The sequence below is a fragment of the Saccharopolyspora sp. NPDC050642 genome, assembly GCF_040654735.1.
In the GTDB taxonomy this organism is placed as follows: Bacteria; Actinomycetota; Actinomycetes; order Mycobacteriales; family Pseudonocardiaceae; genus Saccharopolyspora; species Saccharopolyspora elongata.
The window spans coordinates 26,551-47,470 of sequence record NZ_JBFAIN010000049.1 but is presented as its reverse complement, the minus strand read 5'-3'; the positions used below and the strand labels follow the sequence as shown (position 1 = coordinate 47,470).

Genomic DNA, 20,920 nt, shown 5'->3' with positions numbered 1-20,920 from the left:
GAAAGGCCGTGCCAGGGGCATAACGGCTGGTGTGGAATCGGGACGACGTGCATAATGGGCACTGCCTGATCCCGCGGGGAGACGGAAGGAAGGCCAGGTGGCCCGGGGCATTACCGGGAGCCTGGCCTGACGCCTATCTAGGGGTCAGCAATTGGTGTCGATCTCGATGTCATATACCCGGTCGGCCAGCATCTCTCGATATTCATCATCGCCGAGATATGCGGCCCTGCATACGCCTGCGACGACGTCGGCGGCCCACAGCAGGGGCTGGCCAGGGCCTGGGCAGTGATCAATGCGGAATTGGGCACCGCGAGGGAGCCAGGTCTGACGGACCCCGGCTGCGGTTTGCACATCGCGTTGGTTGAGATCGGGAGACCGTGCCTCAAGCACCAGCGTATCGACATCGAGCCCGTGCAACTCGATGATCAGCTGAGTCAGACACTTTGCGCGTGCCCGTTCCTGTCTCTGCAAGGGCACTGGCGAGCCTATGACAACAACGTGCAGGCCATCGAGATCGGCCAGTTGCTTGACCACTCGCCGTTGCTCATCGGCATCCATCCCGTGCCAGTGCAACTTTCGCCGCTTTCCGCGGAGTGCTAGCAAAGTCTCACGCGCGTCTTCGAGAGTTGGAATCTCAAAGACTGCGCTGGCAAGAACGTAGAAGCCGTGCTTCAGGTGTTCCCGGAAGGACTCATCGCCGTATGCAACAGGCACGAGGGATCACGGTAACGGGCGGGTCGAATTCTCTTTCGAGCGATACGGGGACCCCTGGTGATCGCCTGATGCGGTGATTTTCCCTATTTTCAGGCAAAATTGGGAGTTCGGCCGCCTTCGCGGCGGGCATGATGGCGGTGCCTGATCCCGTGGGGTGACGGAAGGAAGGCCAGGTGGCCCGGGGCATGACTGGGAGCCTGGCCTGACTCATGTCTGGGGTGTGTTCAGGTCGTTGCGCGTTGGTATGCCGTGATCGTGGTTTCCGCGCAGGCCCGCCAGGTGAAGGTTTTGGCCCGGGTGCGGGCGTTTTCCGCGTTCGGCGGGTTGGTCAGGGCTTGGTGCAGGGCTTCGTTGAGGGCCGCCGGGTCGCCGTGGGGCGCGAGGATCGCTTGGTCTGCCGTGACTTCGCGGAGGGCCGGGATGTCCGAGCACACCACCGGCGTTCCGCAGGCCATGGCTTCCAGCGCTGGTAGGCCGAATCCCTCGTCGCGCGAAGGCAATACGAGCGCGGCGGCGCCGGCGACCAGGCGGCGCAGGTGCTCGTCGGGGAGGTAGCCGGTGCGGATCACGCCGCCCCGGCTGCCCGGCTCGCCGGGACCTGCGATGACCAGCGGGGGCAGGTCGGGGCCGTGGGCTTCGAGCAGCGTCGGAAGCCCCTTGCGGGGACCTTCGGCGCCGACGAACAGCAGGTACTCCGACGGAAGTCCATAGTGGACTTCCAGCTCGGAATCCATGGGTGCCGCGGAGAACCACTCGGGGTCGACGCCGAGCGGAGTCACCAGGACCTTCTCCCGAGGCACGTCGAGCCGGGCGCTGACGGCGTCGGCCACCGCGGTCGTCGGCGTGCATACCACCCGCGCCCGCCGCGCGGAACTCCGCACCAGATCGGGCAAGTCGGGTTCGGCCAGCAACGGATCGTCCAGGAACGCCAGGTCGTGCACCGTCACCACGCCGCCCGCCCGGATCGACGGCGGAAGCACGAAGTTCGTGCCGTGCACCACCTGCGCCGACCCGGCGAGCAGTTCGACGGGCGGGAAAGCGCCGCGCTGCCAGAGCTTCCGCAGCACCCGCGCCGGAATCGGCGGCCCCACCGCGCGCGTTCCGTTCGGTGCCAGCGAACGCAGCTCACGCCAGCCGCGGGTGGTGAACCCGATCAGCCGGACGTCCACCAGGGCCGCGAGCTCGCCGACCAGGGACGCGGTGTAGCGCCCGATTCCGGTGCGCCGGCCGAGCAGCGGCGTGCCGTCCAGCAGGACGCGCAGGTCAGCGCCCACGGAACCGCTCGCCGGCGATCCGCCGGAGCCGCCCGGTCGCCCGCTTCGCGACCTCCAGCGGGCCGCCCGCGTCGAGGTACTCGCGCAGCAGCGCGATGTCGCGGCGCGCCGTCTCGACGCGGTTCAGCTGCGGGCTGCGCACGAGCGGCGCGCTCGCCTTCAGCCGGTCGGCGGCCGGGCGCGGGTCGCGGCAGAACTCGGTCAGCGGCGCCAGCACGGATTCCCAGGTGAACCGCTCGCGGACCGGGGCGATGCGGCGGCGGCACTCGGCGGCGAACTCCTCGTCGTAGAGCACCTTCTCCAGCGCCTCGGCCAGCGCGTCCGGATCTTCGGCCGGGACCACGACGCCGATGCCCTCCTCGCGCACCAGGTCGGCGAACGAGTCGCCGTCGGTGGTCACCACAGGCAGCCCGGACCACAGGTAGTCCAGCACGCGGGTGCGGAACGCGAACGTCGTCTCCACGTGCTCGAAGTGCGTGGTGACGCCGCAATCCGCGTCGAGCAGGTAGTTCTGCCGCTCGCCGTAGGGCACCCACGTCTCGTTGAAGAACACGAACTTGTCGGTCAGCCCGAGCCGGCGGGCCAGGCCGCGGGTCTGCCCGGCCATGCCCATCTCCGGCACGTCCGGGTTCGGGTGCTTCATGCCGAGGAAGAACAGCCGGACGTCGTTGTGCTGGTGGGAAAGCCGGTGCACCGCGTGCAGCAGCGTCAGCGGGTCGAACCAGCTGTAGACGCCGCCCGCCCACAGCACGACCTTGTCCTCGGCGGCGATGCCGGACCGGTTGCCCTTGATCGCCGGGCCGGTGCGGCGCGGCGCCACCGACGGCAGGCCGAACGGCACGACCGACAGCAGCGACCGGACGGTCGGGTCGTTGTCGTACAGGCCGGGGGTCAACCTGCCCAGCGATGCGAGGTGGCCCAGCCAGAAGTGCCGCTGCCGTTCCGAGGCGCAGAGGAAGAAGTCGCCGCGCTGCAGCTGGGTGTTGAGCACCTTGGTGACCCCGGCCAGGTCCTTCGCGCGGCGCTCGTCGTCGGTGTCGCGGCCCTGCTCCAGCAGTTCCAGGTGCATCGGGTCGTAGACGTCGCAGACCACGATCTTGGTGGACTCGACGTTCTTGAGCGCCGGCACCATCTCCAGCACGTGGCCCTGCAGCACCACGACGTCCGCCCAGTCGACGTGGGCGCCGAGTTCGCGCGGTTTCGCCGCGACCACGGCGAAGCGGGACTCCGGCGGGCTGACGAGCGCGTTGACGCTGACCAGCCGCACCTCGTGCTCCGCGGAGAGCACCTCGGCCATGTGCCACGCGCGGATCGCCGGGCCGGCCATCCGCTCGGTGACCGCGTCGCCGGTGATCACCACGACCTTCCGGGGCCGGCCGAAGAGCTCGTCCAGCCCGAACGCCTCGACCAGCGCGTCGTGCGCGGCGAGGTAGCGCGGCAGCGGGTAGGCGGGCTCCATGGCCTTGCGCATCAACGGCACCAGGTCGGCGTCGGTGCGCACCCGCGCCCGCTGCTCCTCCTCGCGGGACTCCTTCAGCGACGGCAGCAGCTCGACGAACTGGTCGATCGCCAGCATCCCGGCCAGCGCCGACCGGTCGATCGGGACCGGGCTGTCGTCCTCGCTGTCGCCGCGCCGGGTGATCTCCAACTGGGTCGGGTCGATCTCGCCGCGCGCGGTGGCCCGACGCACGGCCAGCGCCATCGCGGCGGGCAGCGCCTTCGCCAGCGTCTCGTCGGAGACGTTCTTGTACAGCGCGGCGAGCGCGTTGCGCTCCAGCAGGTAGTGCTCGCGGGCCGAGGAGACCTCGGCCATCGAGGCGTGGTGGCGGTGGAACGTCAGCGAACCCGGTTCGTAGCGGACCCGCCAGCCGCGCAGGTTCAGCCGCCAGCCGAGGTCGACGTCCTCGTAGAACATGAAGAAGCGCTCGTCGAAGCCGTCGAGCGCGGCGAACAGCTCGGCTCGCACGAACAGCGCCGAACCGGTGCCGAACAGCACGTCCCGGGCCGCGTCGTGCGAGCCGTCGTCGACCTCGCCCGCGTGGCGCTTGTAGCCCATCCCGAACCAGGTCAGCCCGCCGTCGACGAAGTCGATGTGGCGGCCCTCCCAGTCCAGGACCTTGCTGGCGACCGCGCCCACCGTCGGCTCCGACCGCAGCACCGCGACGGCCGCGCGCACCCAGGCGCGATCCGGTTTGGCGTCGTTGTTGAGGAAGGCCAGCACCTGGCCGGTGGCGTTGCGGGCGGCGAGGTTGCACCCGCCGGCGAAACCGAGGTTGGTGTCCGACTCGATCAGCCGCGCCTCCGGAGCGGCGGCGCGGATCCGCTCGGCGCTGCCGTCGCCGGAGGCGTTGTCGACGCAGATCACCTCCAGCCGGTCGGCCGGGTAGTCGAGCTCGTCGCGGAGCGCGCGCAGGCAGGTGATGGTGTCGTCCGCGCCGCGGTAGTTGACCACGATCACCGACACGACGGGCAGGGTGCTGTCGGACAATTCAGCCACGCCCTAAAGCGTGCACCATCCCCCGGCGCAGCCTGCGGGGTGTTCGCGAAAACGCGGCCATCCCGACACCTGGCCGCCCGGGGCGGAGCGAACCCGCCTCGCGAGGTGAACGGACCGTTCGCCTCGCACGCGGCGCTCGCAGGACGGTTTGGATCAGAGCTGTGGTGGGACTAGGACACGCCGGAGCGTGTCGGCGCGGGTCGGTGTGTTGGGTGGTGTGAACGGCCTGTTGACTCCGTCTAGCGAGGTGAACGGGCCGTTCGCTCGACGGTGCCGGGTTCAGGCTCCTGCCCAGGTGTTCCAGACCTCGCGCCGCGGAACCCGCGCCGTACGGCCGATCTGTCGCCGGGCGCGGAGCGCCGCCGGTAGACCGGCCGCGACCTCGGCCAGCACGCGGAGCCGCAAGGCGACGCGGAAGTTCGCCGCGTCGGGAACGGAACGAGCCCCGGTCGCCCGGCGCAACGGCAGGGCGAGGGTGATCGCCGCGAACCGGGCGAGCTCCCGTGCCGTGACCGAAGCGGGAGCGCAGCGAAGCAGGGTGAGCAGGCGGTTCCGCTCGTTCCAGCGGTGGAACAGCGCCGAACCCGGCAGCGTCGTCGCACCGTGCAGGTGCGAAGCGGTGGCGTCGGCCGCCGGGACGATCCGGTGCCCCGCGAGGCGCAGCCGCCACGCCGTGTCGGTGTCCTCGTAATAGCAGAAGAAGTGAGCCGGAACACCGCCGACGGAACGGAGGTGCGAGGTGCGCAGCAGCGCCGCCCCGCCGCAGAAGCCGAACACGCCGCCGGAGGCATCAGGCGCGTCAGCGCCGTGGCCGTCGGCCGTGAGGCGCACGCCGGCGGACTGCACCCGGCCGTCCGGCGTGCGGAGCACGGAGGACGCAGCGGCTGCGGAGCCGTCCGCGTCGAGCGCGGCTTCGAGCGCCGCGAGCCAGCCGGAGGCTGGCGCAGCGTCGTCGTTGAGCCACGCGACGTAAGGAGTGTGGATTCGGTCGAGCGCAGCGGCGATCCCACCGGCGTAGCCGGTGTTGCGGCGTAGCCGCAGCACCTCCGGCGCCGACGGGTGGGCGGCGATCAGGTCGGCCGTGCCGTCTGCGGAGGCGTTGTCGACCACCAGTGTCCGATGTGGACGATCCTGGGTCGCCAGCGCGTCCAGGCACGCCTCGATGTGGTCCCGCCCCCGCCAGGTCACCACGACAACGGTGCTGCGCACCCGCTCCGACGCTGTCACGCCCGAAGACGTTACGCACCAGCGACCCGACACCCGCCGTTGGTGGCGCAATCTCGCGATGGTCGAGTTCTCGCGAAACCGTCCGACGCTCACGGAGTGGTGCACGGAAGCTACGGGACGTAGCGGGTCTCGTCGCCCCGGACCGGTGCGATTTCTCGCGAAATTGCGCCCCGTCCGCGATGGGACTACGGCGGTGAGGTGGCGTGGGAAGCTGGGCGGGTGCCCGAGCTAGTCACGATCGCCGAGCAGCTGCTCGCGCCGGTTCCCGGCGGAACCGGCCGCTACACGCGGGAACTGCTGCGCGCGATGGCCGAAACCGCGCCGAGCGGGTGGGAGCTGAGCAGCGTGATCAGCCGCGGCGGTGATCCCGAGGCCGCACGGGTTCCCGGCGTGCTCGGGCCTCGGGTGCTGCCGCTGCCGCGTCGCGCGCTGATCGCGGCCTGGGAACGCGGCATCCCGTTCTGGCCGGGCGGTGACTCGGTGCACGCCATGACACCGCTCGCGCCGCCCGCGAGGCGCGGGCGGGGCCTGGTGGTGACGGTGCACGACACGGTTCCGTGGACGCATCCGGAAACCCTGACGCCGCGCGGTGTTTCCTGGCACCGGCGGGCGATCGCCCGGGCCGCGCGGCACGCCGACGCGCTGGTAGTGCCGACCGCCGTCGTGGCGGCGGACCTCGCGAAGCGCGTCCAGGTCAGCGCGAGGCTGGAGGTCATCGGCGAAGGCGTCACGCCGTCGTTGCTGGCCGAACCCGACCCGGCCATCGCCGCACGGCTGGCGCTGCCCGAGCGGTACGTGCTGGCGATAGGCACCATCGAGCCGCGCAAGGGCTACGAACACCTGGTGCGGGCGATGGCCGAGCCCGCGGCCCCGGATGTGCCGCTGCTGATCGTCGGCCGTCGCGGCTGGGGCGATGTCGACGTGCTGCGGATCGCCGCCGACTGCGGCGCGGAGGACGTGCGGGTCTTGGAGTCGGTGTCCGACGCCGAACTCGCGGCGCTGCTGCGGAACGCGACGGCGCTGGCAGCGCCGAGCCTCGCGGAAGGCTTCGGCCTCCCGCTCGTCGAGGCGATGGCGCTCGGCGTGCCGATCGTGCACTCCGACGCACCTGCGCTCGTGGAGGTCGCGGGCGGGGCGGGCGTGACGGTGCCGCGGGCCGACCCGGCCGCGCTCGCCGCCGCACTGCGCGCGGTCGTCGACGACCCCGGGCACCGGGCCGGGCTGATCGCCGCGGGTTCTCGGCGGGTCGCGGATTTCACCTGGTCACAAGCGGCGCGACAGGTCTGGCGTCAGCACCTCGACATCGTCACCCGATCCGGGGATCCCGGCGGCGCCGGCTAGGACCTTCACCGGGCATAGCAGGACAGAACACATTTTCGCCGACTCGACGCAGGTTCACCCATCCGCACCGTAATCTGCTCTGGTGCACAGAGGCGAGCCGCACATCCTCATCGACGCCACCGCAGTACCAGCGGATCGAGGCGGCGTCGGCCGATACGTCGACTCCCTGCTGGCTGCCCTGGACGCGGACGGTGCCCGGCTCACGGTCGCCTGCCAGCCCCGCGACGCGGAGCTGTACGCGGCCATCGCCCCGCGCACCGACGTGGTGCCCGCCACCGAGGCCGTCGCCACCCGCACGGCCCGCCTGACCTGGGAGCAGACGACCCTGCCGCTGCTGGTGCGCCGGCTCGGGATCGACGTGCTGCACTCGCCGCACTACACGACCCCGCTGGCCAACCCGGCCGCATCGGTGGTCACGCTGCACGATGCGACGTTCTTCACCAACCCCGCGGTGCACTCGCCGGTCAAGGCCAGGTTCTTCCGCGCGTGGACGCGCACCGCGCTGCGCCGCGCGACGCTGTGCATCGTGCCGAGCAAGGCGACCGCGGCCGAGCTGGCCCGCTCCGTCGGCGCCGACCGCGCCCGGATGCCGGTCATGTACCACGGCGTCGACCCGGACCGGTTCCACCCGCCGACCCCGGAGGAGATCCAGGAGGTGCGCGACCGGCTGAGCCTGCACGACCAGCCCTACGTCGCCTTCCTCGGCGCGCTGGAGCCGCGCAAGAACGTGCCCGCGCTGATCCGCGGCTTCACGATCGCCTGCCAGGGCCGCACCGACTCGCCCGCGCTGGTGCTGGCCGGCCAGCCGGGCTGGGACACCCGCGTGGAACGGGCGCTGGAGGCCGTGCCGCACCGGATCCGGGTGATCCGGGCCGGCTACCTGCCGTTCGACCAGCTGGCCGGGTTCCTCGGCGGCGCGCACCTGGTCGCCTACCCGAGCATCGGCGAGGGCTTCGGCTTACCCGTGCTGGAGGCGATGGCCTGCGGCGCCGCGGTGCTCACCACGCGGCGGCTGAGCCTCCCGGAGGTCGGCGGCGACGCCGTCGCCTACTGCGGGGTGGGGGCGGGCGAGATCGCCAACGGCCTGACCGAACTGCTGGACGACCCGGCCCGCCGTGCCGCGCTCGCCGCGGCGGCCCAGCGCCGGGCGAAGGAGTTCACCTGGGCGGCCTGCGCGACCCAGCACCGGGAGACCTTCGCCAGGGCCCACCACATCCACACCAGGACCCGTTAGAACAGTTCCGCTTGCGCTGCTCAGGGCCCGTGAATGTTTTGTGCTGCCATCGCGACACACCGTGCTCACGGGGTCTGACCAGTGGAAACGGAGCCTCCGCCGGCGTGCTCGCGGGGAACTGCGGTCGGGTGGCCGTCCGGTCTGCGCCGTTCGGCAGAATGTATCGGTGTGACCGACGCTCGCACCTACGGCGATGAAGTCGCCGTTGTCACCGTGACCTACTCCCCGGGCGAGACCCTGGAGCAGTTCCTCGACACCTTGGCCAAGGCGACGGAGCGCTCGGTCCGGGTGATCCTCGCCGACAACACCTCCACCGACGGCGTGCCCGAACGGGCAGCCGCGGAGCGAGCGAACGTCGACTTCGTGCCGACCGGTGGCAACCTCGGCTACGGCGGCGCGGCCAACCGCGGCGTCGCCGAGCTCGGCGACGAATTCGGCTGGGTCGTGATCGCCAACCCGGACCTGGAGTGGCAGCCGGGCTCGCTCGACGAACTGCTGGACGCGGCCAAGCGCTGGCCGCGCGGCGGATCGTTCGGCCCGCTGATCAAGGAGCCCACCGGCGAGGTCTACCCGTCGGCGCGGCTGCTGCCGTCGATCGGCCGCGGCGCCGGGCACGCGGTGTTCGCCAAGATCTGGCCGAACAACCCGTGGTCCCGCGCCTACCACCAGTCCGAGGCGACGATCACCGAGCGGCCCGCCGGTTGGCTGTCCGGCTCCTGCCTGCTGCTGCGCCGCGAGGCCTTCGACTCCGTCGACGGCTTCGACCCGCGCTACTTCATGTACTTCGAAGACGTCGACCTCGGCGACCGGCTCGGGAAGAAGGGCTGGCTGAACGTCTACGTGCCGAGCGCGGAGATCATGCACATCGGCGGGCACTCCACGGCGGGCGCCTCCAAGCGGATGCTCGTCGAGCACCACCGCAGCGCCTACCGCTACCTCGCCGACCGCTACCCGGGGCCGGCCTGGGCGCCGCTGCGCCTCGCCCTGCGCGTGGCGCTGACCGCCCGCGCCCGCATCGCGGCCCGCTGACGACTGTGAGTCCCGCACTTCAAGCGGCTGACGCCGCTTGTAGAACAGCCCTAGTGCTGGTGGTAGTGCTGGCCGGCCTGCGAACCGAGCGGCCCGAACTCGTGCGGGGCGCGCTGCGCGTGGTACGGGTTCGGCGGCAGATTCTGCTGGCCCTGCTCGTAATCCTCGGTCGGCCAGCCGCCGTGCTGGGGCTCCTGCCGCTGCGGCTGCTGACGGGGGTGACCGCCGGGCAGCACCTGCGTGGTGTCCGCCGGGTCGGCCTGGCTGACGACCTCGCGCGGGATGCGCACGGTGCTCGCGGCATCCATCGGCGAGGTGGCATTGTCGGGGGTGACGACGAACGCGCCGCGTGCCCGCGCGCGAGCAAGTGCTTCGTCGGCTCGGAGGCGCGGGTCCATGGGGATGCCCTCTCAGTCGTTCGCAGTCGGTGGTCCGCGTTGGCGGGCGTCGGACTGGGCGCGGCCGCTGCGGGCGGGCCCAGTGCTCATTATGCCGTTGCCCCTGCCAGAGTATTCCCCCCAATGGGTTTTCGTCACTGAAGTGCATCAGGTAGAGGAGGATCAACGCCGATGTCCGCGGATGCGCAGGACCCGGCCGCGTCGCCGACGGCGGAAGCGGTCGTGCTGGTAGGTGGTCGGGGCGTGCGGCTGCGGCCGTTGACCTTGTCGGCGCCCAAGCCGATGCTGCCGACCGCCGGGGTCCCGTTCCTGAGCCACCTGCTGTCCCGGATCCGGGCTGCCGGCATCGAGCACGTGGTGCTCGGCACGTCCTACAAGGCGGAGGTGTTCGCCGAGCACTTCGGCAACGGATCCGAGCTCGGCCTGCGGCTGGAGTACGTCGTCGAGCCGGAGCCGCTGGACACCGCGGGCGCGATCCGCAACGTCGCGGACCGGCTCAGCGCCGACGACGTGCTGGTGTTCAACGGCGACATCCTCTCCGGCGTGGATCTCACGGATCTGCTGGAAACGCACCGCAGCGCCGCGGCGGATGTGACGCTGCACCTGGTGAAGGTCGCCGATCCGCGCCGCTTCGGCTGCGTGCCCACTGACGCGGACGGGCGGGTCACGGCGTTCCTGGAGAAGACAGAGAATCCTCCGGTCGACCAGATCAACGCGGGTTGCTACGTGTTCCGCCGCGAGGTGATCGACACGATCCCGGTGGGTCGGCCGGTGTCGGTGGAGCGCGAGACGTTCCCGGAACTGCTCGCGTCCGGCGCACGCGTGCAGGGCCACGTCGACACCTCGTACTGGCTGGACATGGGAACCCCGGAGGCGTTCGTCCGGGCTTCCGCGGACCTCGTCCTCGGCGTGGCGCCGTCGAACGCGCTGCCCGGCGAGCGCGGCGAAGCGCTGGTGCTGGACGGCGCGGAGATCGCCGCCGACGCGGAAGTCTGCGGGGGCAGCGCGATCGGCGCGGGCAGCACTGTGGAATCCGGTGCGCGCGTTGCGGAATCGGTGCTCTTCGAAGGCGTGCGCATCGAGCGGAACGCGGTGGTCGAGCGGTGCGTGATCGGCAACGACGCGACGATCGGCGCGGGTGCCGTGCTGCGCGACGCGATCATCGGTGACGGCGCGCGGATCGGCGCCGACTGCGAGCTGCTGGGCGGGGTGCGGGTCTGGCCCGGCGTCGAGCTGCCGGCCGGCGGCGTCCGCTTCTCCGCGGACTGAGCGGGCGTACGGTCGGGGGACCATGAGCGATGCCCTGACCCGGACCTGGCGCCCGCCGCATCCGCTGGACCTGCCGCGGGTGCTGGCCCCGCTGCGCCGGGGGAGCGGCGATCCGACCACGCGCGTGGACGCGTCGGGCGAAGTGTGGTGGGCCACCACGACCTCGACCGGCCCGACGACGCTGCGGTTGCAGAAGGACCACACCGGAACCGTGACCGCGACGGCGTGGGGGCAGGGCGCGAGCTTCGTGCTGGACAACGTGCCGGACCTGCTCGGCGCTTCCGATGACGACAGCGGTTTCGTCGCGGTGCACGACGTCGTGGAGCGCGGTCGGCGCGCATCGCGGGGCGTGCGGTTGTGCGCATCGGGCCGGGTCTGGGACGTCCTGGTCGCCGCGGTGCTGGAGCAGAAGGTCACCAACCGGGAGGCGTGGCGGTCCTGGCGGGAGCTCTGCCGGCGCTTCGGCAGCCGCGCCCCGGGACCGGTCGACGGGCTCTGGGCGGCGCCGGATCCGTTGCAGCTGCGCCAGATCCGCGACTGGGAGTGGCATCGGGCGGGCATCGACGGAGCCCGCCGCCGCACGCTGCTCGCCGCCGCATCGGTGGCCGGAAGGCTGGAACGGGCGGTCGAGCTGCGCGGAGTCGCGGGACGGGAACTGCTGCAGAAGGTGCCTGGCATCGGCCCGTGGACGGCGGCCGAAGTCGCGCAGCGCGCCTGGGGCGACCCGGACGCGGTCAGCGTCGGAGACTTCCACCTGCCGACGATCGTCGGCACGGCGCTGGTCGGCCGCCCCCTGGACGACGAGGGAATGCTCGAAGCCCTGGCCCCGTACGAGGGCCACCGCCACCGAGCGGTCCGCTACTTAGGAGCGGCGGGCGTCCAACGCCCCCGCTACGCCCCAAGAATGCCGGTCCGCAACTACCGCACCATGTGACGCCTTCCGTTCACGCCTCGCCGGGTTGGATCCGGTTGGTGGGTCGCCGACGGCGAGGAAATCGTCGAGGAGTGCGGATCAGCCGACTGCTCTCGACCTCTTCGAGTGAAAGTCGATCAAGTCGTGCCGCAAGAACGCATTGCGACGCAATGCGTCGTGTTCTACTCTGGCGGTGCGTGAAATTGTCTGGACGGAGCAATCCGAGGAGCACATAGCCCGGCACTGCGTAGGGCCGAGCGAGGTGGAGGAGGTCGTGTACAGCCGGCCGCAGTGGGTGGTTCCCCGGCCCGACGAGGTGGAGCTGCTGTTCGGCCGCACCCACGCTGGTCGCTATCTGCTAGTCGTACTGTCCGACGGGATGGACGGACGTTGGTATGTGGTGACGGCACGCGAAATGACCCACAGAGAGCGCCGCACCTTCCGGCGTAAGGGAAGGTAAGAGACATGGCGAAGTTGGATGAGCTCGCGCAGTACTACGACACCCACGACATGAGTGCCGAAATGGATTCCGGGCATTGGGAAACCGAGCCGGCCCCGCCGGATCCGATGATCACCACCTCGCTGCGGTTGCCGAAGTCCCTGCTGGATCGAGTGCGTGCGCGGGCCGCCGAGGAGGACATGAAAACCACGGCGTGGATCCGCGTGCTGATCGAGTCGGCGTTGTCCGAAGCCGGCCGGAACAACATCGAAGAGCGCGTGCGGCGGCTGGAAGCCGCGGTTTTCAAGGAATCCGCTTAATCACCCGCGGGCGCGGGCGGCGGCCATCAGGGGGCCGATGTCGGAGCCTTCGGGAAGGGCGTTCAGCGGCCACCAGCGCAGGTCCAGGGACTCGTCGCTGCGGGCCGGCTCGGCTCCTGCCGGGGCTCGCACGATGAAGCGCACGTCGAAGTGGCGGGTCGGCTTGCCCAGCGAGCAGGTGATCGGGTGCACGTCCAGGTGCACCGGCTCCGGGTCCACGACCAGACCGTCCACGCCGGACTCCTCGGTCGCCTCGCGCAGTGCGGCCCCCGCCAGCGACGTGTCCGCCGGCTCGCAGTGGCCGCCGAGCTGCAACCACATCCCCACCCGGGGGTGCAGCGTGAGCAGCACGTTCTCGCCCGCCGCGTCGAGCAGCACGGCCGACGCGGTCACGTGGCCCGGCTCGCAGGCCCGCAGGCAGGCGTCCGCGCGGGCGTCCAGCAAGGTCAGGAAGGCGTGGCGCAATGCGTCCTGCTGCGGATCGGCCGGTCGCCAATCGCCGAGGACGCGCAGCGCGTCCGCGTGCGGCCCGCTCACAGCTCCACCAATCCGCCGTCGAGCTCCCGCGGTTCCCGCGGCCCGCCGCCCGCTTCCGCGGGATGGCCGACCGCCACCGCGCCCAGCGGCTCCCACGAGTCGGGCAGGTCCAGCGCCGCCCGGACGACCTCCGGACAGAACATCGTCGAGGACACCCAGCACGAGCCGAGCTCCTCGGCCGCCAACGCCACCAGCAGGCCCTGCACCGCGGCGCCGCCCGCGACGGTGAACATCTGCCGCTCCGCGTCGGCGCGCAGATCGTCGGGGTAGTCGTGCGCGCCCTCGCGGACCAGGAACGGCAGCACCAGTTCAGGCGCGGCGTAGAGCAGGTCGCCGCGGCCGACCCGGCGCTGCGCGGCTTCCTCGGAGAGCCCGTCGGCGCGCAGGTCGGTCAGCCAGGCGGAGCGCATCGCGTCCAGCAGCTTCGTCCGAAGTGGACGATCACGCAGCCAGACGAACCGGACCGGCCGGGTGTGGTGCGGCGCGGGAGCGGTCAGCGCGGCGCCGACCGCGCGGCGCACCGCCTCGGCGTCGACCGGGCCGTCCACGAACGCCCGCACCGAGCGGCGCATCAGCACCGCCTCGCGTCGGCCCTGCGCCAGCGCCTCGGCGGTGCCCATCCGGAACAGGTCTTCCTCGACGGGGCGCGTCAGGTCGCGGGCGGTCGACCCGTCGTCGGTGGTCGTCAGCCCGCGCACCACGGCGACCGGAACCGAGCCCAGCTTGCCCTTGACCAGGTCGGCCGCCCCGGCGATCTCGTCGGCCACCGCGACCTCGGTCACCGCCAGCTCGTTGCCCTGCGAATCGGTGGTGCCCGCGTAGCGGTGCAGCACCCGCAGGCCGGCGGAGCCGATCGCCACGTCGGTCTGGCCGACCCGCCAGGCACGGCCCATCGTGTCGGTCACCACCACGGCGACCTGCACGCCGAGCCGCTCGGCGAGCCCGGCCCGCAGCTTGCGCGCGGAAGCGTCCGGGTCGTCCGGCAGCAGCGCGATCTGGTCCAGCGCCACGTTCGAGGCGTCGACGCCCGAGGCCGCCTGCACGATGCCCAGCTTGTTCTGGGTGATCATGAACCGCTCGCGGCGCGCCAGCACGTGGGTGGCCTCGGCCAGCACCAGCTCGCGGCGCAGCTTCTCGCGCAGCTCCGGGTCGCGCGGCGTGGTCACCATGCGGCCCTCGACCTTCGACACCACCTTGCTGGTGACGACCACGACGTCGCCGTCGCTGAGCCAGGGCGCGGCCGCCGCGATCGACGCGGCCAGGTCGTCGCCCGGGCCGAACTCGGGCAGCCCGCCCACCGCGAACAGCTGCAACCCGCCCGCGGCCGCGTGATCCTTCATCGCCCCTCCCGGGCCAGGTCGAAGGCCGCCTGCGCCATCGCGGCGGTGGCGTCCACATCGGACATCAGCAGCGGCACGGCGCGAACCCGCACCCCGGGCACGTCGGCGCTGTCGCCGGTGTGCACCAACCAGCCGTCCAGGATGCCCTCGGCGTCCTGCCGGGAGCCGTAGTGCCGGCCGACCGCCTCGGCGGTGCTGTCCACCCCGATCGCGGTCAGGCACGCGTCCGCCATGCCGCGCAGCGGCCGGCCGCCGACGATCGGCGACAGCCCCACCACGGGCGCGGACGTCTTCCGCAGCGCGGCGCGGAAGCCCGGCACCGCGAGCAGCGTCCCGATGCTGACCACCGGGTTCGACGGCGCCAGCAGCACCACGTCGGCCTGCTCGATCGAGTCCAGCACGGCCGGCGTCGGCTTCGCCTCGTCCGCGCCCACCGGCACGATCGCGTGCGCCTTCGGCTCCGCCCGGTACCGCACCCACCACTCCTGGAAGTGCACCGCCCGCTGGTCGCCGTGCTCCGGATCGTCGATCGCGACGTGCGTCTCGACCCGTTCGTCGGTGACCGGCAGCAGCCGCACGCCCGGGCGCCACCGGTCGCACAGCGCCTCGGTCACCGCCGACAGCGAGTAGCCCGCGCGCAGCATCCGGGACCGCACCAGGTGGGTGGCGATGTCGCGGTCGCCGAGCCCGAACCAGGTCGGCTCGGCGCCGTAGGCCGCCAGCTCCTCCTTGACCGACCAGGTCTCGTCGACCCGGCCCCACCCCTTCTCGGTGTCGATGCCGTCGCCGAGGGTGTACATGCAGGTGTCGAGGTCGGGGCAGACCCGCAACCCGTGCATCCACACGTCGTCGCCCACGTTGACCACCGCGGTGATCTCGTGCTCGGACTGCTGCTGCGGTTCGCCGATCGCGGGCAGTCCCAACGCCGCTTTGACCCCGAGCAGGAAACGCGCGCCGCCGACTCCGCCGACCAGAACTACGACCTTCACGGCCCCGATCCTCGCACGCCCGCCCGCGCGCCCGGGCGTGAACCTGATGACGGTCCAGCAGGCGGACGCATCACAGGAAGCCGAAGATGCTGCGGAACATGCTCTGCCCCAGGTAGCTGTGCAGCGTGTCGCCGCCGACGAGGTCGAAGACGAAGTAGGCGAGCCCGAAGAACGCCTGGCCGACGAACGGCACCCCGATCAGCAGCAGGAACAGCACCAGCGGCGCCCACGGCCGCGCCTTCTCGCCGAACCGCCGCGCCGGGGCGGACAGCCACGGCTCGATCGCGCCGTACCCGTCCAGGCCGGGGATCGGCAGGATGTTCAGCACGAACGCGATCACCTGCAGGAAGGCCAGGTAGGACAGCCCGGCCGCCAGCCCGGTCGGCATCGGCACGATCGCGACGGCGGCGCTGATCAGCAGGCCCAGCACCAGGTTCATCAGCGGCCCGGCCAGCGACACCATCGACTCGGTGCGCCGGGACCGCAGCGCGTGGTGGTTGATCCACACCGCGCCGCCCGGCAGCGGGATGCCGCCGAGCGCCACGAAGATCAGCGGCAGCACGATGCTCAGGACGGGGTCGGTGTAGTGCCGGGGATCCAGCGTCAGGTAGCCCTTGGCGCGCACCGACCAGTCGCCGCCGCGGAACGCGGTGATCGCGTGCCCGAACTCGTGCAGGCACAACGAAGTCGCCCAGCCGCCGAGCACGATCAGCACCACACCGCCGACCCGGGCGGCGTTGTTCTCGAGCGTGGCGAGCACGCCGCCCAGCACGGTCAGCCCGACCAGGCCGAGGAACAGGGGACTCACTCGAACCGCGGATTTGCTCACGCCTCCAGTGTCCATGAGCGACTCCCGGGCCGACCGCGCCCGCACCCCGGCACGGGCGGCCGCGCGGTGGTATCCATGATCATGGGTCTTGCCGATGCTGCGCACGGAGTACCGGCGATGCGCCGAACGCGCCCATCGGGCGGCTTGCGGGGGTTGTCCCCCTACGGAAGGTCTCCGCTTGACCGCAAGGAGCTACACGGGTGTAATCACAGCAGTGTCATTCGTCGCTGAAATGATCGTTCCTCGGGTGGAAACCGGTTGGATGGTCGCAGGCGGCGGCCGAACGGGTACGGGAGACCCGGTCGGGCACGGGTCGATCGAAGTGCCGCCCGCGGTGAGAGGCGGGCGGTGCGGTCGATCGGCGACGGCGCCGCCGCCGTCGAAGCGCGGGGCTCCCGGCCGACGGGGGCCGGGCGACCTGCGATCAGGAGTGCGTCCTGTTCCGGCCCTGGGGAGGGCCGGCGGGAACGGGAGAAATCGGGGGAAACCAAACGATGTGGGAATCAGGAGATAGCCGCCTCGCGGAGCGTGGGGACGCCACCGCGGCGGAACTCGACGTCCTGGCCGAGCTGTTCGAGATGGGCGACGACGAACAGGAATGGCAGGAGCGCGCGCTGTGCGCCCAGACCGACCCGGAGGCGTTCTTCCCGGAGAAGGGCGGCTCGACGCGGGAGGCGAAGCGCATCTGCGCGGGCTGCGAGGTGCGCTCCGAATGCCTGGAGTACGCGTTGCAGCACGACGAGCGCTTCGGCATCTGGGGCGGTCTGTCCGAACGGGAGCGCCGCAAGCTCAAGCGCCGCGTGGTCTGATCGGCCGCAGTTCGTTTCGAGGGGTTTTCTTCCGCTCCTGGTGCATTACCGTTCAGCGGTAGTGGATCAGGTTAGCGGGAGGGCATTTTGGTCGCGCCGGTGCTGGCGGTGTTGGTCTGTCACGACGGCGATTCGTGGCTGCCGGAGGTTCTCGCAGCGCTGGGCGACCTGACGGAGAAGCCGCGGCACGTGGTGGCCGTCGACACCGGTTCGACGGACCGCACCGCGGAACTCCTGGCGCGGGCACGCGCGGACCGAGTCGTCGACGACGTGCTCACGATGCCGCGCGACACCCAGTTCGGCGCCGCCGTAGCGGAAGCCCTGGCGCACGCGACCAAGCGGTGGGCCGATCCGGGCCGCTGGTTGTGGCTGCTGCACGACGATTCCGCACCCGAGCCGGAATGCCTGGAGCGCTTGCTGCGCGCCGCCGAGGAGGATTCGGCCGCGGCGCTGCTCGGCCCGCTCGGGTTGGACTGGGCGGATCCCCGGCTGGTGGTGGACGCGGGCCTGAGCACCGATGCCGCCGGGCACCGGCAGACCGGCATCGGACCGTCCGAACTGGACCCGGAACTCGTCGGCGAAACGCCCCCGGCGTCCGGCGTGCTGGCGGTGACCACGGCCGGTGCCTTGGTGCGGCGCGATGTCTTCGAGCAGCTCGGCGGTTTCGACGCGGATCTCGGCGGCAGCGCGGACGTCGACCTGGGCTGGCGGATCAACCTGGACGGGCACGGCGTCCGGTGGGTTCCCGGGGCGCGGATGCGGCATGCGGCCGCGAAGCGCGGGCTCCAAGCGGGGGAGCGGGCCGATCAGGTTCGCACCTTCTTGGCGAACGCGCCGGTGTGGGCGTTCCTGCTGGGCCTGCCGCGGCTGTTCTGCCTGGCATTGCTGCGGATGTGCGGCTTTGCGGCGCTGCGGCGGTGGAGCGAGGCGGGCGCCGAGTTCGCGGTGCTGCGCGGTTTGCTCGGCGGGCGGTTGAAACTGCTGGCCGGCCGGGCTTCGCGCGCCGCGACGATCCCGATCCGGCACGGCGGCCGAGGGCTGTTCACGAGCCGGCCGGCGCGGTTGCGGAACTGGGCGCGCACGTCGTTCGAGGGCCTGGTCAGGGAGCGGGTGCGGCGCGATCTGGCCTTGGGGCGGGAGCCGACGGGTTGGCTCATCAAGGCCGACCCCGAAGCGCCGCGGCCCGACAAGCCTGGCCGGTCGGGGCTGGTCGTGGTGCCGGTGCCCGACATCGGGGCGCCGAAGCCGTCGCCGTTGAAGCGGGACGCGATCCGGCGGGACCTGCTGCTCGTGCCGGTCGACCGCTGGCGGGTGCTGCGCGAACTGGTGCTGACGCCGCCCGTGGCGCTGACGGCGTTTCTGGTGCTGTTCGCCCTCGTCACCAATGGACTGATCGCCGACCGCTTCGGGGCCGGTCTGCAGGGCGGCCGGATGCTGCCGGTGGCCGATCTGGCGACGACGTGGCGCGACTACCTGGCGGCCTGGCACCCGGTCAACGGCGGCACCGGCGCGCCGGCTTCCCCGTCGCTGCTGGTGCTGGCGCTGCTCGGCACCGTCCTAGGTGGACCGTCGGTGGTGGCGTCGGTGCTGCTGCTGTTCGGCGCTCCGCTGGCGGGCCTCAGCGGTTACCTCGCGACGCGCGCCCTCCCGGTGTCGCGTCTGCGGCGAGCCGTCGCGGCCGGTGCTTACGCCTTGCTGCCGGCGGCTTCGCTTTCCGCCGGGCAGGGCCGGTTGGACGTCGTGGTCGCGCACATCCTGGTTCCGCTGCTGCTGGCCGGGATCGTCTCGGTGCTCGGGCAGTCCGGCGGGAAGTGGTTGGGAACGGCGTGCCTGACCGCGCTGGGCCTCGCGGTGCTGGGCGCCTTCGCGCCGCTGCTGCACATCGCGTTCATTGTGCTGACCCTGATCGCCTTCGTCGTGCTGCCAAGCGCGGGTTCGCGCGATCGGCGCCGGGTGGCCGGGCTGGTCGCGGTGGCACTGCTGTCCGTCGCGTGCCTGCTGCCGTGGCCCGCGGTGCTCCTGCACCACCCGCAGATGTTGTTGCACGGCCTTGGTGCGCGGATCACCGAGACCCCGGCGGGTGCATGGCTGCTGGCGCTGAGCCCTGATGGGTCGCCGGCGAGCCTGGTCGGCGCGTTGTTCGCGCTCGCCGTGGTCGCCGCGTTGGTCACCGCTTGGTCTCCGCGGATGTTGCCGGGCGCGGCCGTCGCGGTCTTCGGCTGGGCGCTGGCCGCGATGGTGGACAACCTCGCCGCCGAACCGATCACCGGCGGCCCGAGCACGACCGGCTGGACCGGCGGGCCGCTGGTGATCGCCGCGGCCGGGTGCGGGTGGATCGTGCTGGTGGCGCGGAAACCGCGCGTGCCCGGCAAGATCCTGCTACCGGCCCTGGTGGTCGGCCTGCTGGGGCTGACGACCGGTGCCGCGTTCGCCACGGTCGGCGGGCCGCTGCGAGCCCAGCAGACCATCGCAGCCGATCTGCCCGGTTCGCTGCTGGTTCTCGACCCCGGGCCGCAACCCGCGCGGCTCGTGGATGGCACCGCGCCCCGCTTCGGCGACGACGACCTCGCGCCGGTCGGCACGGCCGTCGAATGGCTCCGCCGGGTCGACGACGACCTGCAGTCCGGCGATCCCGCGCGGACGCGCGCCGCGCTCGCGGCGTCGGCGGCTCGTGGCGTCGGTTTCATCGCGGTACCGGATGATTCGCGGCTGCCGGCAGTCGCTGCGGGGCTGGTCGCCGAGCACGAGCGGCTGCCCGACGGGCGCCGCGTCCTGCGGCTGCTGCTGCCGAACAGCCCGGTGGAGCTGCTCGGGCCGGACCTCGCTCGGCAGGCGCGCACCGAGCCCGCGCCGACACCGGAGGCGAGGCCGTTGCAGGTGGCCGCCGGGCTGCCCCTGTTCACGGTCCGGATGTCCGAGGGCGGTGCCGGCCGGGCGCTGGTCCTCGGCGCGGAGAACGAGCCCGGCTGGTACGCCCGGATCGACGGCCGGACGTTCCCGCTGGCCACGGCCTGGGGCCACCAGGTGGCGATCCCGCTGCCCGAGAACGCCGCCGAGGTCCAGGTCGGCTACACGGAGGTGCCGCGCACCGCGTTCCTCGGCGTGCAGTTGGCGTTCGTCCTGTTCGCCCTCGTCGCTGCTTTCCCGGAACGCCGCCGTGCGAAGCCCAGGAGCACCTGAGCCGCAGCGCCGCCCGGTGCGGGTTTTTCCCAATTCTGCCTAAAGATTGGGAAAACCCGGTCCTGATCGTCAGGCGGCGGTGCGCTCGTCGGTGCCCGGGACCTTCGCCGTGCTGAGCGCGATGCGGTTCCAGGTGTTGATGGTGAAGATCAGCGCGAGCAGCCGAGCCAGCTCCGGCTCCGCGAAGTGCTCCGCGGCGCGGGCGTAGACGTCGGCCGGCACGCCGCCATGGGACACCAGCGTGACGGCCTCGGTCAGCTCCAGCGCGGCCAGCTCCGCCTCGGTGAAGAAGCCGCGTGCCTCCCGCCACACCTGCACCATGTGCAGCCGCTCTTCGCTCTCCCCGGCCTTGCGGGCGTCCGTGGTGTGCATGTGCAGGCAGTACGCGCAGCCGTTGAGCTGGGAGGCGCGGATCTGGACGAGCTCGACCAGCGCGGGGTCGAGGCCCTCCCGCGCCGCGGTGTCGAACCCGATCAGGGCCTTGAACGCCTTCGGCGCGGACTTCGCGAAGTCGAGTCGCTTCATTTCGTTGTTCGTCATGACTTCACGCTATGGCGCGAATCGACCGGTCGTAGAGTGCA

Annotated in this window: 18 protein-coding genes; 8 read left to right on the top strand and 10 right to left on the bottom strand. The window is 71.8% G+C overall.

The genetic code is table 11. The features are described from left to right. Nucleotides 1–144: 144 nt before the first annotated feature. From AB0H93_RS39610 to AB0H93_RS39595, 4 genes are all read right to left on the bottom strand, one after another. A complete protein-coding gene (locus tag AB0H93_RS39610) occupies nucleotides 145–714 on the bottom strand; it encodes a hypothetical protein (protein WP_358580942.1) in 570 nt (189 codons plus the stop codon). A 224-nt stretch (nucleotides 715–938) separates the two neighbouring features. Beyond that, nucleotides 939–1,988: a glycosyltransferase family 1 protein gene (locus AB0H93_RS39605; RefSeq protein ID WP_358580940.1), complete on the bottom strand. Its 1,050-nt coding sequence runs from the start codon at nucleotides 1,986–1,988 to the stop codon at nucleotides 939–941. Beyond that, entirely contained in the window at nucleotides 1,978–4,485 is a 2,508-nt protein-coding gene (locus tag AB0H93_RS39600; protein WP_358580938.1) for a glycosyltransferase, read from the bottom strand. The genes AB0H93_RS39605 and AB0H93_RS39600 overlap by 11 nt, the downstream gene beginning before the upstream one ends. Nucleotides 4,486–4,764: 279 nt before the next feature. Then, nucleotides 4,765–5,712: a glycosyltransferase family 2 protein gene (locus tag AB0H93_RS39595; RefSeq protein WP_358580936.1), complete on the bottom strand. Its 948-nt coding sequence runs from the start codon at nucleotides 5,710–5,712 to the stop codon at nucleotides 4,765–4,767. 219 nt (nucleotides 5,713–5,931) lie between these two features. Here AB0H93_RS39595 and AB0H93_RS39590 point away from each other — a divergent pair, with 219 nt between their 5' ends. From AB0H93_RS39590 to AB0H93_RS39580, 3 genes are all read left to right on the top strand, one after another. Then, nucleotides 5,932–7,053, top strand: coding sequence for a glycosyltransferase family 1 protein (locus AB0H93_RS39590; RefSeq protein WP_358580934.1), 1,122 nt, complete (start codon nucleotides 5,932–5,934; stop codon nucleotides 7,051–7,053). A gap of 103 nt (nucleotides 7,054–7,156) precedes the next feature. Continuing rightward, entirely contained in the window at nucleotides 7,157–8,287 is a 1,131-nt protein-coding gene (locus tag AB0H93_RS39585; protein ID WP_358580963.1) for a glycosyltransferase family 1 protein, read from the top strand. Nucleotides 8,288–8,455: 168 nt separating this feature from the next. Next, nucleotides 8,456–9,316 (top strand): glycosyltransferase family 2 protein, encoded by an 861-nt coding sequence (locus tag AB0H93_RS39580; RefSeq protein WP_358580932.1) that lies wholly within the window; start codon nucleotides 8,456–8,458, stop codon nucleotides 9,314–9,316. A gap of 50 nt (nucleotides 9,317–9,366) precedes the next feature. Here the strand turns inward: AB0H93_RS39580 and AB0H93_RS39575 are convergent, their stop codons facing one another. After that, entirely contained in the window at nucleotides 9,367–9,714 is a 348-nt protein-coding gene (locus AB0H93_RS39575) for a hypothetical protein (RefSeq protein WP_358580968.1), read from the bottom strand. A gap of 171 nt (nucleotides 9,715–9,885) precedes the next feature. On the opposite strand from AB0H93_RS39575, the gene AB0H93_RS39570 reads away from it, so the two are divergent. The 3 genes from AB0H93_RS39570 to AB0H93_RS39560 all read left to right on the top strand — a co-directional run bounded on the left by AB0H93_RS39570 (nucleotide 9,886) and on the right by AB0H93_RS39560 (nucleotide 12,655). Further along, the gene (locus AB0H93_RS39570; RefSeq protein ID WP_358580930.1) at nucleotides 9,886–10,983 is read left to right on the top strand and encodes an NDP-sugar synthase; all 1,098 of its coding nucleotides are present in this window, start codon (nucleotides 9,886–9,888) and stop codon (nucleotides 10,981–10,983) included. Between the two features lie 22 nt (nucleotides 10,984–11,005). After that, the gene (locus AB0H93_RS39565; protein ID WP_358580928.1) at nucleotides 11,006–11,917 is read left to right on the top strand and encodes a DNA-3-methyladenine glycosylase 2 family protein; all 912 of its coding nucleotides are present in this window, start codon (nucleotides 11,006–11,008) and stop codon (nucleotides 11,915–11,917) included. 444 nt (nucleotides 11,918–12,361) lie between these two features. After that, a complete protein-coding gene (locus AB0H93_RS39560; RefSeq protein ID WP_358580926.1) occupies nucleotides 12,362–12,655 on the top strand; it encodes a hypothetical protein in 294 nt (97 codons plus the stop codon). Here AB0H93_RS39560 and AB0H93_RS39555 read toward each other — a convergent pair whose 3' ends face one another. From AB0H93_RS39555 to AB0H93_RS39540, 4 genes are all read right to left on the bottom strand, one after another. Continuing rightward, complete coding sequence (locus tag AB0H93_RS39555; protein ID WP_358580924.1) at nucleotides 12,656–13,192, bottom strand: NUDIX hydrolase; 537 nt, start codon at nucleotides 13,190–13,192, stop codon at nucleotides 12,656–12,658. After that, complete coding sequence (locus AB0H93_RS39550; protein WP_358580922.1) at nucleotides 13,189–14,532, bottom strand: coenzyme F420-0:L-glutamate ligase; 1,344 nt, start codon at nucleotides 14,530–14,532, stop codon at nucleotides 13,189–13,191. Before AB0H93_RS39550 ends, AB0H93_RS39555 begins: the two co-directional genes overlap by 4 nt. Beyond that, nucleotides 14,529–15,521 carry a 2-phospho-L-lactate transferase gene (gene cofD / locus AB0H93_RS39545; RefSeq protein ID WP_358580920.1) on the bottom strand — a complete coding sequence of 331 codons (993 nt, stop codon included), beginning with the start codon at nucleotides 15,519–15,521 and terminating at the stop codon, nucleotides 14,529–14,531. Before cofD ends, AB0H93_RS39550 begins: the two co-directional genes overlap by 4 nt. Nucleotides 15,522–15,591: 70 nt before the next feature. Then, on the bottom strand, nucleotides 15,592–16,350 hold the full coding sequence (locus AB0H93_RS39540) for a site-2 protease family protein (RefSeq protein WP_358580918.1): 759 nt from the start codon (nucleotides 16,348–16,350) through the stop codon (nucleotides 15,592–15,594). A gap of 578 nt (nucleotides 16,351–16,928) precedes the next feature. On the opposite strand from AB0H93_RS39540, the gene AB0H93_RS39535 reads away from it, so the two are divergent. Together AB0H93_RS39535 and AB0H93_RS39530 are read left to right on the top strand one after the other, a co-directional pair. Then, a complete protein-coding gene (locus AB0H93_RS39535) occupies nucleotides 16,929–17,159 on the top strand; it encodes a WhiB family transcriptional regulator (protein ID WP_177226558.1) in 231 nt (76 codons plus the stop codon). Nucleotides 17,160–17,258: 99 nt separating this feature from the next. Further along, entirely contained in the window at nucleotides 17,259–20,339 is a 3,081-nt protein-coding gene (locus AB0H93_RS39530) for a glycosyltransferase (RefSeq protein WP_358580916.1), read from the top strand. A 69-nt stretch (nucleotides 20,340–20,408) separates the two neighbouring features. Here AB0H93_RS39530 and AB0H93_RS39525 read toward each other — a convergent pair whose 3' ends face one another. Continuing rightward, nucleotides 20,409–20,879, bottom strand: a complete 471-nt coding sequence (locus tag AB0H93_RS39525) for a carboxymuconolactone decarboxylase family protein (protein WP_358580914.1) — start codon at nucleotides 20,877–20,879, stop codon at nucleotides 20,409–20,411. Nucleotides 20,880–20,920 lie beyond the last annotated feature (41 nt).

Excerpts from the sequence above, each read along its gene's own strand:
- AB0H93_RS39565 (WP_358580928.1), top strand. The coding sequence starts at position 11,006 with ATGAGCGATGCCCTGACCCGGACCTGGCGCCCGCCGCATCCGCTGGAC.
- AB0H93_RS39525 (WP_358580914.1), bottom strand. The coding sequence starts at position 20,879 with ATGACGAACAACGAAATGAAGCGACTCGACTTCGCGAAGTCCGCGCCG.
- AB0H93_RS39535 (WP_177226558.1), top strand. The coding sequence starts at position 16,929 with ATGGGCGACGACGAACAGGAATGGCAGGAGCGCGCGCTGTGCGCCCAG.
- AB0H93_RS39550 (WP_358580922.1), bottom strand. The coding sequence starts at position 14,532 with ATGAAGGATCACGCGGCCGCGGGCGGGTTGCAGCTGTTCGCGGTGGGC.
- AB0H93_RS39570 (WP_358580930.1), top strand. The coding sequence starts at position 9,886 with ATGTCCGCGGATGCGCAGGACCCGGCCGCGTCGCCGACGGCGGAAGCG.
- AB0H93_RS39560 (WP_358580926.1), top strand. The coding sequence starts at position 12,362 with ATGGCGAAGTTGGATGAGCTCGCGCAGTACTACGACACCCACGACATG.
- AB0H93_RS39575 (WP_358580968.1), bottom strand. The coding sequence starts at position 9,714 with ATGGACCCGCGCCTCCGAGCCGACGAAGCACTTGCTCGCGCGCGGGCA.